The organism is Streptococcus halichoeri, from assembly GCF_019774635.1.
Classification (GTDB): Bacteria; Bacillota; Bacilli; order Lactobacillales; family Streptococcaceae; genus Streptococcus; species Streptococcus halichoeri.
The window spans coordinates 1,440,858-1,454,619 of sequence record NZ_CP081502.1 but is presented as its reverse complement, the minus strand read 5'-3'; the positions used below and the strand labels follow the sequence as shown (position 1 = coordinate 1,454,619).

Sequence of the window (13,762 nt, the reverse complement as noted above, 5' to 3'; positions counted from 1 at the left end):
TTGCTGAAATAGCTGAGCGATTCTAAATGAGCCATTACAGGAAAAAGAGCTGGGCATTCTAATGTCAAATTAACATTTTTATGCTACAATGAAGTGACAACCATCTGGCTGAAAGCCTGATGTAAATGAAAGGATTATAATGACTGAAATCTCACTGTTGAATGATGTGCAAAAAATCATTGTTCTTGATTATGGTAGTCAATATAACCAATTGATTGCGCGTCGTATTCGAGAATTTGGTGTCTTTTCGGAATTGAAAAGCCATACCATTTCTGCGCAAGAATTACGCGATATTAATCCAATTGGTATTGTTCTCTCTGGCGGCCCTAACTCTGTGTATGCTGAGGATGCTTTTAGCATTGACCCCGAAATCTTTGAGCTAGGTATTCCTATTTTAGGAATTTGTTATGGTATGCAACTCATTACGCATAAACTTGGAGGGAAGGTTGTTCCAGCTGGTCAGGCTGGCCATCGGGAATATGGCCAATCAACGCTTCGTTTGCGCAAGCCATCAAAATTATTTACTGATACACCTGAAGAACAACTTGTTTTGATGAGTCATGGCGATGCAGTCACTGAGATTCCAGAGGGCTTTCAACTCATCGGAGATTCAGATGATTGTCCTTATGCTGCCATGGAAGATCCAACTAAAAACTTTTACGGCATTCAATTTCATCCTGAAGTTCGTCATTCAGTCTATGGTAATGCCATTTTGAAAAATTTTGCCTTTATTATTTGTGGTGCTCGTGGTGATTGGACCATGGATAACTTTATTGAAATGCAAATTGAGAATATCCGTAAGCAAGTTGGTGATCACAAAGTTTTACTTGGTTTATCAGGTGGGGTTGATTCCTCAGTTGTTGGTGTTCTCTTGCAAAAAGCTATTGGCGATCAGTTGACTTGTATTTTTGTGGATCATGGACTTCTTCGTAAAGATGAGGGCGATCAGGTAATGGGGATGCTTGGTGGCAAGTTTGGCCTCAATATTATTCGTGTTGATGCTGCAAAACGTTTCTTAGGCTTGCTTGCAAATGTTGAGGATCCCGAGAAGAAGCGTAAAATTATCGGGAATGAATTTGTCTACGTTTTTGATGATGAAGCAAGCAAACTTAAAGGTGTTGATTTCCTGGCACAAGGAACACTCTATACGGATATTATTGAATCAGGTACAGAAACAGCGCAAACTATTAAGTCTCATCACAATGTCGGTGGTCTGCCTGAAGATATGCAATTTGAACTTATCGAACCTTTGAATACTCTTTTTAAAGATGAAGTTCGTGCGCTTGGAGTTGCTCTTGGCATGCCAGAAAATATTGTCTGGCGTCAACCCTTCCCAGGACCAGGTCTGGCTATCCGAGTAATGGGAGCCATCACCGAAGAAAAATTAGAAACTGTTCGAGAATCAGATGCTATCTTACGGGAGGAAATTGCTAAAGCCGGACTAGAACGCGATGTCTGGCAATATTTCACCGTTAATACAGGGGTACGTTCCGTTGGCGTAATGGGAGATGGTCGAACGTATGATTATACCATTGCCATTCGTGCTATCACTTCAATTGATGGCATGACTGCTGACTTTGCTCAGTTGCCATGGACGGTTCTTAAGAAAATCTCAACACGGATTGTTAATGAGGTTGACCATGTGAACCGTATTGTCTATGATATTACTAGCAAACCACCCGCAACTGTAGAGTGGGAATAATACCCAATATATCACAAATAAAAGTAGGTTTCCATTAGCAGGAACTCTACTTTTATTTGCTTTTTTATTTGAGCTTGAACTTTTATCCCAGGCTGGCTAGCTCTTTTATGGACGCATTATCCATTGTGTGCAAAATAGTGACCCACTTATTTCTGTAGTGGGTGGCTGAGGATAAACACTAGAGCAAACCAAGTTGGCTTGCTCCTAATTCTTCGCTTTTATCCCCACTACAGTAGGCTGTTATTCCTGAATTATCTTGATTCCTTCAAGTAATTCAATTGTTCTCATTTCATCTATTCTAGTATCTCTATAATCAGAAGCTATAAAAGAATCTTGCCAAAATGCGCATAATTCATGATTCTTGTTTACTATTTCTACGACATTTGGATATTTTCCTTGGGCAAAATTTTTGTGTATTTGGAACTATTAATACTTTTATAATCCTTGATCTAAGGCTGTGTATCTTGTTAGCTATAGTAACAGCACTGATATTAAGCTGATTTCAGAACTGTAGCGACATGCAAATTCGCTGAAAATATACGTTATAACTATATTGGGAAAATCCATGTCATCATTTTGTGTTAGCTGGTTTTGCTTCATGTCCACATGATGGACCGGTGAGCGCATTGCTATAGTATTTGAAGGATTAATGTTATAATATTCTGACATATCATAATAATTCTAGCGAGGGAACTATGCATCTCATTTTTGAAATAACAGTTATTCTCTTTTCCAGTATGCTAGCGATTTTAGTATCAAAGCGGATAGGAATACCTGCTGTTGTTGGGCAGCTTCTGGTTGGTATCATTGTGGGTCCAACGCTCCTCGATTTAGTACATCAAAGTCAAATCATCCACTTTCTATCTGAAATTGGTGTTATTTTATTAATGTTTTTAGCAGGGCTTGAGGCTAATCTTGCATTGCTAAAAAAATATCTCAAGCCAAGTCTTCTTGTTGCCATAACCGGAGTCGTTTTTCCTTTAGTTATTTTCTATTTTACGACCAAAGCTACCGGCTATAGTACTCAAACGGCGCTATTTTATGGCATTGTTTTTGCTGCAACCAGTGTTTCGATTACAGTAGAAGTTTTGCAAGAGTACCACAAGCTAAAAACAAGAACTGGTGCTGTTATTTTAGGTGCGGCTGTTGCTGATGATATTTTGGCTGTTCTTCTCTTGAGCTTTTTCGTTTCAAGTCGTGGTGCGTCTCCACACCTCATTATGCAGCTGGTTGCTCAGTTTCTTTTCTTGGTTTTCTTATTGCTAGCAGTGAAATACTTTATTCCTATGCTCTATAGGCTGGTAGATAAGCTGCGCTTTTTTGAGATGGAATCCTACCTTGCTCTTTTGATTTGTTTTGCCTTTGCCCTGATGGCTGACGCTGTAGGAATGAGCGCTGTCATTGGCTCCTTCTTCGCTGGCTTAGCAATTGGCCAAACTAAGCAGGTTATGGTAATCGAAGAAGCTATCTCGCATTTGGGGTATTCCTTTTTTATCCCTATTTTCTTTACCTCGATAGCTCTGCCGCTTCGTTTTGATGGTGTTTTGGGGCATATTTGGATTATTATCTTGTTTACAATTTTAGCGGTGCTATCTAAGCTACTGCCGGCTTATTTTGTTGGTCGGGGTTTTAAATTTAATCATAGTGACTCCTTAACAATTGGTGGAGGTATGGTCAGTCGGGGTGAGATGGCCTTGATTATTGTACAAATTGGCTTAACGGCTAAAATCATTTCTAACGCTGTGTATTCGTCCTTAGTTATTGTGGTCATTCTATCAACCATCATTGCCCCCTTTATTTTAAAATTCTCTTTTGAGGAGGGAAAACCATTTAAGAAATGAGCTGATAAGAAGGTGGGCAGGGGTGATTAACATCGGGGAGCTCAAGTGCACTTTGCTAGTTTCTGAATTTTTCATTGGTCTAGACGGATACGGTTAGCTCTAATATAATCACCTATTTTTCTGATAAAAACTAGATTTTGATCAAAGCCTTTGGTACGCTTGGTATATGAAAATGATGGGATGGCTTTTTAGTCGCCAATAATCTATTAGTATTTAATGAAAGTTTCTGTATATTGACAATTACCTCATTTTTCGTTATGATAAGTACTGTTATTTTAAGGAGAGAGATGTTATGAATCATAATAATACTAAAACCTTCTTTGGTCATCCAAGAGGGTTAGCTACGCTTTTCTTCACTGAGATGTGGGAAAGGTTTTCATACTATGGGATGCGGGCTATTTTGCTATACTACATGTATTATAGTGTGTCTCAAGGTGGACTTGGCATGGATAAAACCACTGCTGCTTCTATCATGGCCATTTACGGTTCTCTGGTTTATTTATCGTCTGTTATTGGTGGATTTATTAGCGACCGCATCTTGGGAAGTCGTCGGACTGTTCTATATGGTGGAATCTTAATTATGTTTGGGCATATCGCCTTAGCAACACCATTTGGTCAGACGGCTCTCTTCATTTCTATTGGTCTGATTATCTTTGGCACAGGCTTATTAAAACCTAATGTTTCAGAGATGGTTGGTGGACTCTATGCTGAAAATGACGCTCGGCGTGATGCAGGGTTTAGCATTTTTGTATTTGGTATTAATTTAGGGGCCTTCATTGCTCCTGCGTTAGTTGGCTACTTGGGGCAAGAAGTTAATTTTCACCTTGGTTTTTCCTTGGCAGCCATAGGTATGTTCTTTGGTTTACTGCAATATGTCATTGATGGTAAAAAATACCTCACAAAAGACAGCCTTCGTCCCAACGATCCCTTAAGTAGGGCTGAAAAGGTGACTCTGTTTAAAAAAGTGGGTGTCATTCTTGGGCTTGTAGGGCTTGGCCTTATTATCCTTGGTGTGATGGATATGCTAACTATTGAGGTTATTATTAATATCTTCAGTGTTATTGCGGTTGCTATACCGATTGTTTACTTCATCAACATTTTAAGCAGTGACAAGATTACATCAGTAGAGCGTTCGCGGGTCTGGTCTTATATCCCACTTTTTATTGCTTCCATTCTTTTTTGGTCAATTGAAGAGCAAGGCTCTGTGGTTTTGGCCTTGTTTGCTGATGAACAGACGCGTCTTTACTTAAACTTTTTTGGTTACCATCTGAACTTTCCTTCAAGTTACTTTCAAAGTATGAATCCCTTGTTTATTATGCTTTATGTTCCCTTCTTTGCCTGGCTTTGGGCTAAATGGGGTGAAAAGCAGCCCTCATCTCCTAAGAAGTTTGCATATGGGCTATTCTTTGCTGGTGCTTCCTTTCTTTGGATGATGCTTCCTGGTATGTTGTTTGGTGTTGATGCTAAGGTTAGTCCACTATGGCTGACAGTTAGTTGGGCGATTGTTATTGTGGGTGAAATGTTGATCTCACCTGTTGGTTTGTCTGCAACAAGCAAATTAGCTCCCAAAGCTTTCCAGGCCCAAATGATGTCTATTTGGTTTTTGAGTAATGCGGCTGCGCAAGCCATTAATGCACAAATTGTTAAACTCTATACACCTGGCACTGAAGTGCTTTACTATGCTATTATGGGTGGTATTACAGTTGCCTTTGGTTTTATTCTCTTATTTTATGTGCCACGCATTGAAAAGTTAATGGCAGGTATCAAGTAAGGCCCCATAAGCTTTTAAATAATGACTAAACTCAAAGCAAAAGCCGGCTCTATCATTTCTGTAGTGGGTAATACCACCACAGGGGTTATAGGGCCTTTTTTGTGTAAACAAAAAGCCCCATACCCATAGGACTTCTAATGAACAGTGTTCAAACTCATATTAGGAAGTGTCATCCGAAATACCTTAAGCATAACACAGACTATGCAGACGATTAGGTTCCTATATCGTTGCTTTGCTTGTTTGATAGGTTTTTAACGATTTCTTTTTAAAAGGAATCGTATACTGCATACAGTCAATTTTTTGACAGCAAAAAACCTATCCTTATTTGATCTTTAATGGATGTAAAGAATTTGGTGTAAGAGTTTGATCAAGTAAGTCAGATAGGTTTGATGACATGAATTATAGTGAAGCCAAAAAATAGGAAACTAGTTATGCCTTTTGGGGCTTATCCAGCAAAGAAAACCAGCTAAACAAGCAATAATTCCTACTAAAATAAGTTCTAAGGAATGATAGCAATTATTACCAGCGTAGGGTAGCTGTGGTTTCTGCGATACTTGCTTATTTTGGAAGGCGTGATTAAGTGGCAAACTAACTTGAGTAGACAGGTTAAGAGGAGCTGTATTTCTCTGACTTCTCTCCCTTGCTGTATGTTGGTGGCTAAAGAGAGGGGCTTGCTTTGCTCCTTTTAGATCTTTTGGAGTGGTCGCTCGTTCATAAGAACTTGGTAGACGCCCATTTGTACACTCTGATAAAGCTGTCTTTTGCTTGCGGAAAAGTTGTGCACTGTCTGCCATCACTACCACCTTGTCTCTTGCGAGGTATAAGTTAGGCAAAATCGGCTGAGAGTTCTTTAAGAAAAGACTTTCTAATGCTTGTGCTGCTTTCGGGTGAGGGTGAGCCAAGCTAGAAGCAATACCAGACTGCCCCTGCCCTGTGGCTTGGACGCTTTGGCCATTTACTAGTAAACAACTACTGCAAATTAAAATGTATAATAACCTATAGCAATTATGGCATCTACGATTAGTCATCTATTTCTCTTTCACTTGTTTAGATGAGCATAATAAAATAATTAAGCACACCTAACAAGATTACTATAATAAAATGTTGGTAAGCTGTCAAGCGTGAATCGCCCTTTTCTCAGTGTTTAAATAAATTCCTCTTGTGATGCTATGCCATTAGAGCAGCAAAAAAGCTAGGTGGTAAGTGTGATGACTGGGTAAGCATCCCCATAAGAAAAAGCCCCTACCAGAAACAGCGTCTAGTGTGGGCTTTAATCCATTTATGCTCTGCGATATTCCAGTGCTAACAAGGATGATCCCTAATGTTTTCCTAAGCATAGTGTAGAGAACTGCCTTTAGAGAGTAATTGCCATTAAATCATTGAAGGATTCTATCATCGTTGGATGGGTAAAGATATTATCACGAAAGTAGGTATAAGGTATCTGCTGATCAATGGCCATCTTAATTACATTAATTAATTCTTCTGCGTTTTCACCATAGAGACTAGCCCCTAAAATCTGGTGGTTTTGTTTGTTAATGACAACCTTAAACAAACCACGCGCATCATTGTTAATTTTGTGTCGTGGCATCTGCTTAACTGCTACCTTGTTTTCAACGACGTCATAACCGGCTTGCACCGCTTCTTGATACGTTAGCCCAACCCGGCCAAGTACTGGTGTCATAAAGACAGCATAGGGAACAGCACCGCGATTGGCCAAGGACCGCTCCTTAGCACCAAAGATCTTATCTGCTAAAATCCGTGAATCATCCAAGGAGATATAGGTAAACTGTGGGCCGCCTTTGACATCACCAACCGCATACACCCCAGGGACTGTCGTTTCTAGATAATCATCAACCGCAATTTCCCCATGCTGACCAAGCTTAATGCCGGTATTTTCAAGTCCCAGCTGATCTGTATTTGGTCTTCGACCAGTTGCTACTAAAATCGCATCCGCAGCAAAGTCGCCTTGTGACGTTGCAACCTGGGCATAACCAGAAAAATCCGTTATTTCTGTAGTTTGCACGCCATAATGAATGGCAATACCCGCATCAGTCAAATCTTGCTCAACTTGCGCAACAATCTCTGCATCCTCGCGTGGCATCAAGTGTTCCCCGTTTTCAAGGATGGTTACCTGACTGCCAAATGTGGCAAAGAAAGAGGCAAATTCTAAGGAAATATAACCGCCACCAATAATGACAAGACGCTGTGGAAGGCTCTCAAGCGTCATGATCGATGTGGAATCGTGGGCAAAAGCTGATTCTTTAAGCCCAGGAATGTCTGGAATATTTGGTTTTGCCCCTGTATTAATGATGATGAACGGAGCGGTCAGCATTTCAAGAAGCTTATCACCTTGATAAACTGCAATCGTCTTGTCGTTTTGAAAGCGTGCCCAGCCATCAATCACATCAATCTGATCATCATCAGCCAAGAGGTGATAATTTTTTTGATTTAGGGCTGCGACAACTTCTTGTTTGCGCTGCAAAGCTTGCTTGAAATTTAAGCCTTCACGGCTTGCTTCGACCAAGACTTTGGTGGGAATGCAGGCAATATTAATGCAGGTTCCACCATACATTTGTGGGCTTTTTTCAATCACTGCTACTTTCTTACCCTTTTTGCTGGCTTGCTTAGCAAAGGTTTTACCGGCTTTGCCAAATCCAATAACAATCACATCATAGGTTTTCATTGACTGACTCCCTCTCTAATATCTCTGTTAAGATATGTTTAATACAATACTTAGCATAAAACACTTCCAGTTGCTGGTACTCAGCTTGTGCAAAGCTTCCCATTACAGCCCCCATATGGCGGGCCACAAGACAGTCGCTATCAGGCTGACCGGTGAAAATCCGTGAGTCTAAAGACACCTGGCGAAACAGGCGAAAAATAACTGAAAGCCTAAGCTCACCACTGTCTTTGACAGCCGAGTAACCACCATACTTGCCTTTTTTGGCACTAACATAGCCTTCTTTCACCAAGACACGCATGACCTGTCGCAACTGTACAGGATTGACACACAGTCGCTTAGCGATTTCTTGCGAGGAAAACGATTCTCCCCTATGCTTGAATAAAAACGTCAAAACGTGGCAGGCAATATTAAAATAAAGGTTCATCCTTTTCCCAATCCAAGTGTAATTTTTACAGTTACTATTATAAAAAGAGCACTCCCTTTCTGTCAAAGAAAATGCTTGGAAGTGTTTTACTAGACGGAAATGCTCTTTATTTAGCTGTTAATCCCATTGAAAGGTTATTACCTGCTTATCAGCATCAACTAGGGCTTCTATCCCAAAAGGAATGATACAGCGGGGTGTGGCATGACCGACATTGATATTAGCCAGTATAGGTAGGCCTTTTGGGCCTAATTCTTCTAGCAAGATTGTTTTATAGTCCTGATAATACGTCTCGTTCTGCGGCTTTCCTACTAATAGACCAGAGATGACATCAAAGAGCCCGTGGTCTTTTAGTGTCACAATTATCCTTCTAAATAAACGGGGATTTGGCTTTTCTTCGCTGGTTTCAAGTAACAAAATTTTACCCTGCCATTCTTTCAAAGAAGGAAATAAGTGATACTGCTGGCAGACTTGCACTGTATCTGGATGCTTAGTTCTATCAAAGAGACTATATAAGGACTCAAGACAGCCACCTAAAATTTTACCTTGGAAAATAGGTGGCCCAGATAAGTGTTCAAATCCCTGATTGGGATGGCTTTGCATGGCAAGACCAAGGCCTGCTTCTGAGAAATCCGTGCGTTCAGTGTACCACAGCTCACTAGGCGTGATTTGCGTAATTCGGCCTGATTCTACTAGCTCTGCAAAATAGTTTTTTGTGTAGGGCAGCATCTCAGCAGACAACTCACAGATGTCCGGTAAGAAGGCTTGCCCATAAAAAGTATGAAGCCCAAGCTTATAAAGCATCAAATGGTTCATAGTTGTATCAGAAAATCCAAGAAAAGGCTTTTGGGTAGCTACTTTAGCCAACTGGTTATTTTCAAATAAATAAGGTAAGAGGCGATAGGTATCATCTCCTCCGATCGCACATAAAATCAAATCAATACTATCATCTGCAAAAGCAGCTAGTAAATCTGCTGCGCGTTTTTCAGGGTGCGCCTTAAGATCTTTGCAACCATTTAGAGCATTTGGTAAAAAAACAACCTCAAGGCCCATGGCTTTTAGGCGGTGAAGACCGAGATGTCGCTCATGAGCGACGAAATCCTCACCCAAAATTCCCAAAGAAAGTGAAACAATACCAATTTTTTTAATGACCATCTTAAACCTCCTCTGCCATTTGAGCGCTGAATGCTTTGAGCAACAAGCCTTTTCAAACAACGTATTGCCCCAAACAGTTGAGCAGCAAGCTATTTCTATTTACTATATCCTATTACCAACAACTAGTCAATGACTAGGAGGACTTGGCCTTGCCACCATTTTGTCCCTGCTCTTGTTTTAGCCCTATCATGCCATTAATGTGCTAATAGAGCAGCTGATAGGGTTGCCTGGGCTTTTGAAATAAGGTTGAAATTATCTGAATCTTAACAATCATAAGATTTCTAACATTTGAGTGCTATAGATTGACTATCTCTCTTTCTACCGTATAATAGTTTTTGGGACATTTCCCTTAGAAGGAGCGACTATGTTTGCCTTAGGTACCATTATTGATACGAGTGCCATTATTTTGGCTGGTGTGATTGGGAAATTTTTGGGCGATCGTTTGAATCAGCGGCATCAAGAAAGTTTGACTATGGCATCTGGAGTTAGTGTGCTCTTTATCGGCATTTCGGGTGCTATGTCGGGCATGTTGAAATTATCTCATGATAATTTAGCCAGCACTCAAAGTATGATGGTTGTTGGCTGTTTAGCTCTTGGAGCCTTGGTTGGTGAGGTCATTGATATTGAAGGATCTTTTGAGCGTTTTGGTCACTGGCTAAAGGTCCGTTCGGGTAATACTAAGGATTCTGATTTTGTCAATGCTTTTGTAGTTGCAACTTTGACCGTTTGTGTAGGGGCAATGGCGATTCTTGGTCCCATCCAAGATGGTATTTCCGGCGACTACTCTCTTTTGGTTACAAAGAGTGTGCTTGATTTTATCATTATTATTATCATGTCAACCTCCCTGGGGCGAGGGGCTGTGTTTTCTGCGATTCCTGTTTTTATCATGCAGGGACTTATTACTTGCTTGGCCCGACTTTTGAAGCCTTATATGACCGTTACGGCTTTGGCAAATATTTCGCTTATTGGCTCGATTTTAATTTTTTGTGTAGGACTTAACCTGGTTTGGGGAAAACGGCTGCGCGTGGCTAATATGTTGCCTGCTTTACTCTTTGCTCTTGCCTTAGCTTATATTTAACATGATTAGAAAATCAAAAACAATCCCCTTATTGCTACTTCTGCAGTAAGGGGATTTTGGGTTTTAAAGACTTGATTTATCTATTTAGCTGGGGCAAGATGGTAAGACGCAATGAGCACCGAGCTGATAGCTAGGAGTGAGCTTCTTTTGTCCCTTTGGCAGCTTGTTCAGCAATTTCTTCTGGGGTGCGAATGTTTTGCCGTTTACTGTCTGCCTTGAGATAGAGGTAATAACTCCCATTTGTTTTGATAATGTAGCCATCTTTAACATCAGTAATGACATCTGTTTGTTTAAAGGCATAGTTGGGGTCGTTGATGATTAAGTCTTCACTGATTAAAGCGTCATAAGGAACTTTTCCATTGTAATAATGGTAGTGATCACCATGTGAGGTAACATAGCCCTTATCGGTTAATTTAACGACAATTTGTTCAGCAGAGATGCCTTCTTCTTTGTTGATTGCATCTGGTGTCTTATCGGCATCAGCTTTTTGAGGGCTTGGCTGCGACTTTTTGGGGGCTTGGATGTAGTCAACCTGGTTATCTGTGTGATTTTTAGCTTGATAGTACTTAAAAGCAAAGCCTGAGCCGATAATAACCAGCAGCACAGCAAGGCTTGCTAGGATGACTTTTTTCTTCATTTGGTGCTCCTTCTTATTTTAGTTCCTGATATAAAATAGCCAGGTTATCTTCTAAATTAGCCAGATAGGATTTGTTATTTTGCGGGTCCACTTCTAAAGGACTCAAGGTTTTTAGCTTAGCCCCTGTAGAATGAGCCACTGTTTTAGCCATTTTTTGAGAAACATTTTGTTCGACAAAAATGGTTTTAACGTGATAGGTTTTGATGAAATCTCGAATTTCCTTAAGTTGGCGAGCTGTTGGTTCCTGCTCAGGACTGATACCTGAGATCCCCAGTTGTTCCAAATTGAAGCGCTTGGCTAAATAGGAAAAGGCTGTATGTTGGGTGACAAAGGTTTTGTAATCAACTTTGGCAAACTTAGTTTTATAGTCAGCAGTGAGTGCCTGAGCTTGCGCCTTGAATTTGTTAGCGTTAGCTTGGTAGCTTGCTTGATGTTTGGGATCCCATTTGCTTAATTGATCGGCAATGGCCTGAGCTTCGTCTGATGCTAAAATGGGATCTGTCCAGGTGTGAGGGTCATAAAGGGTCGCAGGATCAATGCCCTTTCCGGCTTCGATGTCTTCAAGTCCTTGGACTTTAGCGAGTTTGAGGGGAGTGGCGGCTTCGAAAATTTTTACTTTCGAATGATGGGCGCTGGCATCAAGTGATCCGGCCCATGACTCAAGGATGTGTGAATGGTAAATAAAGGCATCTGCTTTATAGATAGCAGCAATCTCACTGGCAGAAGGTTCGAAATTATGGATTCCACGGTTGGAATGAACCATCTGAATCTGATTAAGATCACCAGAGACATATTTGGTCATAGCATAGATGGGATAAAAACTGGTAACAATGCGCAATCCCTGCTTTGGTTGACTTTGTGGCTTTTGACAGCCTCCTAAGATGAGGAGGGATAAACATAGGATTAAGACAAGCCGCCAATTGACTTTATAGTGTTTCACTTTAAAACTCCTTTTTAAGAAATGATTGAAATGACTATTGAGCTGACTATTTAGATTAACCAGTGAAGTATATCTTGAATTTCAATATTTGTCAACCTTGCTGTTAGCCTAAGGACTGCCTATTGACTTTAATTTTTTAAAGGTTTTTGTGCTTAGCGGAAAAGGTAAGTGACGTCAAACATTTCACTTGTTGGCTTCTTGCGCCTATTTATTAGCTGCTGTTAACAAGATATTAGAAGTTGAAAAGCTCATCCTCAACTACAGTTTTGTTTGTTGTTAGTTTGGTATGGAGTGGTGTTATTCGTGTAATTCCAGAGGCAGGCCGTCTGGATCAAAGAAAAAAGTCATCTTCTCGCCGGTGAAGTCATCCGTGCGAATAGGTTCAACAGGAATGCCTTTAGCGGTTAATTCGGCCACATAGGCTTCAATATTTTGAACATGAAAGGCTAAATGGCGCAAGCCACAGGCCTCTTTATCGTACTCTGGCTGCCCTATTCGTTTTGGTGGGGCCTGATAGGCGGGGTCACTTTTTTTATTACCAAAAATCTCTAACTCAAGCGCGCCGCATCTCAAATCGAGTTTATAGTCATGGCGCTCTGGGCGATGGTTTTCTCGAATGATGTCAAAGCCTAGTTGCTCGACATAAAAAGCTTTTGAGCGCTCATAATCAGAGACAATGATAGCAATATGGTGAACAGCTGATAAATGCATAGTTTTCTCCCAACTAAAGAAAACAGGAGATGCTCCTGTTTTTTGATTTGATTAGCTTACTCAATAGCAACTTGGTTGTAAGAGTAAGAAAAAGCTTTGACAACAGCCTGTGGAGCCTTTTCAAAGGAATACTCTGCTTTTAAGATCCCTTTAACAATAATCCGCTCGCTCGCTTCAATATCGGTACAAGTCACTAAAGTGATTTCTTTTAAGCCAGGGGTATCATTGATGACATCAACCCGGTCGGGGGTGACGGTATCAACGCTGGTAATATCATAGCGGTAGACATTTTCTTTGTCGGTAATGTAGATAGGCATGCCAACCTTAGCTCTTTCGAGTGGGGAAAAAAGCATGTTGGAGGAGCCAACCATGCCAAAGATATGGTGACTGGCTAGAGCGTAGTTGTTGTCTCCGCCCATGACCTGGTTTTCTTTCATGGTACCAGCACCAGAAATCAACTCGGCATTACCCAGACCTTTGAAGATCGGTAAATTAATTTTGACATCAGGAACGGCAATTCCTCCAATAACAGGTAAGTTTTGTTTAGACATCTGAGCACTCAACACGGCCTCAGAATTCACTGCTTTGACCTCGGCAAAGTTAAAAGAGCTCTTTGCTTTTTTATTTTGGGCAATTTGTTTTTTAGTAACTTTTGCCACCTGATATTTATTCGAATTCCGAGCGATCAGGGTATTGCGAATTGGCTTATTAAAGAGCAAAGCTAACCCGACCAACAACAAAATTATTGAAAGTAAGGAAGTTAAGCGGTGGCGCCATTTGCGCTTCTTTGGTTTGCGTTTGCGGTGTGTACGTTTTTCCATGT

General features: G+C 40.7%; 11 protein-coding genes. 4 read left to right on the top strand and 7 right to left on the bottom strand.

From position 1 onward, the window contains the following. The first annotated feature begins 139 nt into the window (after nucleotides 1-139). The 3 genes from guaA (at nucleotide 140) to K5J94_RS06895 (ending at nucleotide 5,314) form a co-directional block, all read left to right on the top strand. Nucleotides 140-1,702, top strand: coding sequence for a glutamine-hydrolyzing GMP synthase (gene guaA / locus K5J94_RS06905; protein WP_221912714.1), 1,563 nt, complete (start codon nucleotides 140-142; stop codon nucleotides 1,700-1,702). Between the two features lie 695 nt (nucleotides 1,703-2,397). Continuing rightward, nucleotides 2,398-3,543: a cation:proton antiporter gene (locus K5J94_RS06900; RefSeq protein ID WP_221912713.1), complete on the top strand. Its 1,146-nt coding sequence runs from the start codon at nucleotides 2,398-2,400 to the stop codon at nucleotides 3,541-3,543. A gap of 292 nt (nucleotides 3,544-3,835) precedes the next feature. Further along, a complete protein-coding gene (locus K5J94_RS06895; protein WP_221912712.1) occupies nucleotides 3,836-5,314 on the top strand; it encodes a peptide MFS transporter in 1,479 nt (492 codons plus the stop codon). A 1,354-nt stretch (nucleotides 5,315-6,668) separates the two neighbouring features. On the opposite strand, the gene merA is transcribed toward K5J94_RS06895, so the two are convergent. The 3 genes from merA to K5J94_RS06880 all read right to left on the bottom strand — a co-directional run bounded on the left by merA (nucleotide 6,669) and on the right by K5J94_RS06880 (nucleotide 9,573). Continuing rightward, a complete protein-coding gene (gene merA, locus K5J94_RS06890) occupies nucleotides 6,669-7,997 on the bottom strand; it encodes a hypothiocyanous acid reductase MerA (RefSeq protein ID WP_221912706.1) in 1,329 nt (442 codons plus the stop codon). Next, the gene (locus tag K5J94_RS06885) at nucleotides 7,984-8,421 is read right to left on the bottom strand and encodes an RrF2 family transcriptional regulator (RefSeq protein WP_159548176.1); all 438 of its coding nucleotides are present in this window, start codon (nucleotides 8,419-8,421) and stop codon (nucleotides 7,984-7,986) included. The genes merA and K5J94_RS06885 overlap by 14 nt, the downstream gene beginning before the upstream one ends. 117 nt (nucleotides 8,422-8,538) lie before the next feature. After that, nucleotides 8,539-9,573, bottom strand: a complete 1,035-nt coding sequence (locus tag K5J94_RS06880) for a S66 family peptidase (protein WP_221912701.1) — start codon at nucleotides 9,571-9,573, stop codon at nucleotides 8,539-8,541. Between the two features lie 364 nt (nucleotides 9,574-9,937). Between K5J94_RS06880 and K5J94_RS06875 the strand changes: the two genes are divergently transcribed. After that, on the top strand, nucleotides 9,938-10,651 hold the full coding sequence (locus K5J94_RS06875) for a DUF554 domain-containing protein (RefSeq protein ID WP_159548172.1): 714 nt from the start codon (nucleotides 9,938-9,940) through the stop codon (nucleotides 10,649-10,651). Nucleotides 10,652-10,781: 130 nt separating this feature from the next. Here the strand turns inward: K5J94_RS06875 and K5J94_RS06870 are convergent, their stop codons facing one another. The 4 genes from K5J94_RS06870 to K5J94_RS06855 all read right to left on the bottom strand — a co-directional run bounded on the left by K5J94_RS06870 (nucleotide 10,782) and on the right by K5J94_RS06855 (nucleotide 13,760). Continuing rightward, on the bottom strand, nucleotides 10,782-11,288 hold the full coding sequence (locus K5J94_RS06870) for a pneumococcal-type histidine triad protein (RefSeq protein WP_159548170.1): 507 nt from the start codon (nucleotides 11,286-11,288) through the stop codon (nucleotides 10,782-10,784). A gap of 13 nt (nucleotides 11,289-11,301) precedes the next feature. Then, nucleotides 11,302-12,228, bottom strand: coding sequence for a metal ABC transporter solute-binding protein, Zn/Mn family (locus tag K5J94_RS06865; RefSeq protein ID WP_221912698.1), 927 nt, complete (start codon nucleotides 12,226-12,228; stop codon nucleotides 11,302-11,304). Nucleotides 12,229-12,525: 297 nt separating this feature from the next. Continuing rightward, a complete protein-coding gene (gene gloA2 / locus K5J94_RS06860) occupies nucleotides 12,526-12,939 on the bottom strand; it encodes an SMU1112c/YaeR family gloxylase I-like metalloprotein (RefSeq protein ID WP_159548165.1) in 414 nt (137 codons plus the stop codon). 56 nt (nucleotides 12,940-12,995) lie between these two features. After that, a complete protein-coding gene (locus tag K5J94_RS06855) occupies nucleotides 12,996-13,760 on the bottom strand; it encodes a class A sortase (protein WP_159545213.1) in 765 nt (254 codons plus the stop codon). Between the last annotated feature and the right edge of the window lie 2 nt (nucleotides 13,761-13,762).

Coding starts and splice junctions, on each gene's coding strand:
- guaA (WP_221912714.1), top strand. CDS start 140: ATGACTGAAATCTCACTGTTGAATGATGTGCAAAAAATCATTGTTCTT.
- K5J94_RS06900 (WP_221912713.1), top strand. CDS start 2,398: ATGCATCTCATTTTTGAAATAACAGTTATTCTCTTTTCCAGTATGCTA.
- K5J94_RS06895 (WP_221912712.1), top strand. CDS start 3,836: ATGAATCATAATAATACTAAAACCTTCTTTGGTCATCCAAGAGGGTTA.
- merA (WP_221912706.1), bottom strand. CDS start 7,997: ATGAAAACCTATGATGTGATTGTTATTGGATTTGGCAAAGCCGGTAAA.
- K5J94_RS06885 (WP_159548176.1), bottom strand. CDS start 8,421: ATGAACCTTTATTTTAATATTGCCTGCCACGTTTTGACGTTTTTATTC.
- K5J94_RS06880 (WP_221912701.1), bottom strand. CDS start 9,573: ATGGTCATTAAAAAAATTGGTATTGTTTCACTTTCTTTGGGAATTTTG.
- K5J94_RS06875 (WP_159548172.1), top strand. CDS start 9,938: ATGTTTGCCTTAGGTACCATTATTGATACGAGTGCCATTATTTTGGCT.
- K5J94_RS06870 (WP_159548170.1), bottom strand. CDS start 11,288: ATGAAGAAAAAAGTCATCCTAGCAAGCCTTGCTGTGCTGCTGGTTATT.
- gloA2 (WP_159548165.1), bottom strand. CDS start 12,939: ATGCATTTATCAGCTGTTCACCATATTGCTATCATTGTCTCTGATTAT.
- K5J94_RS06855 (WP_159545213.1), bottom strand. CDS start 13,760: ATGGAAAAACGTACACACCGCAAACGCAAACCAAAGAAGCGCAAATGG.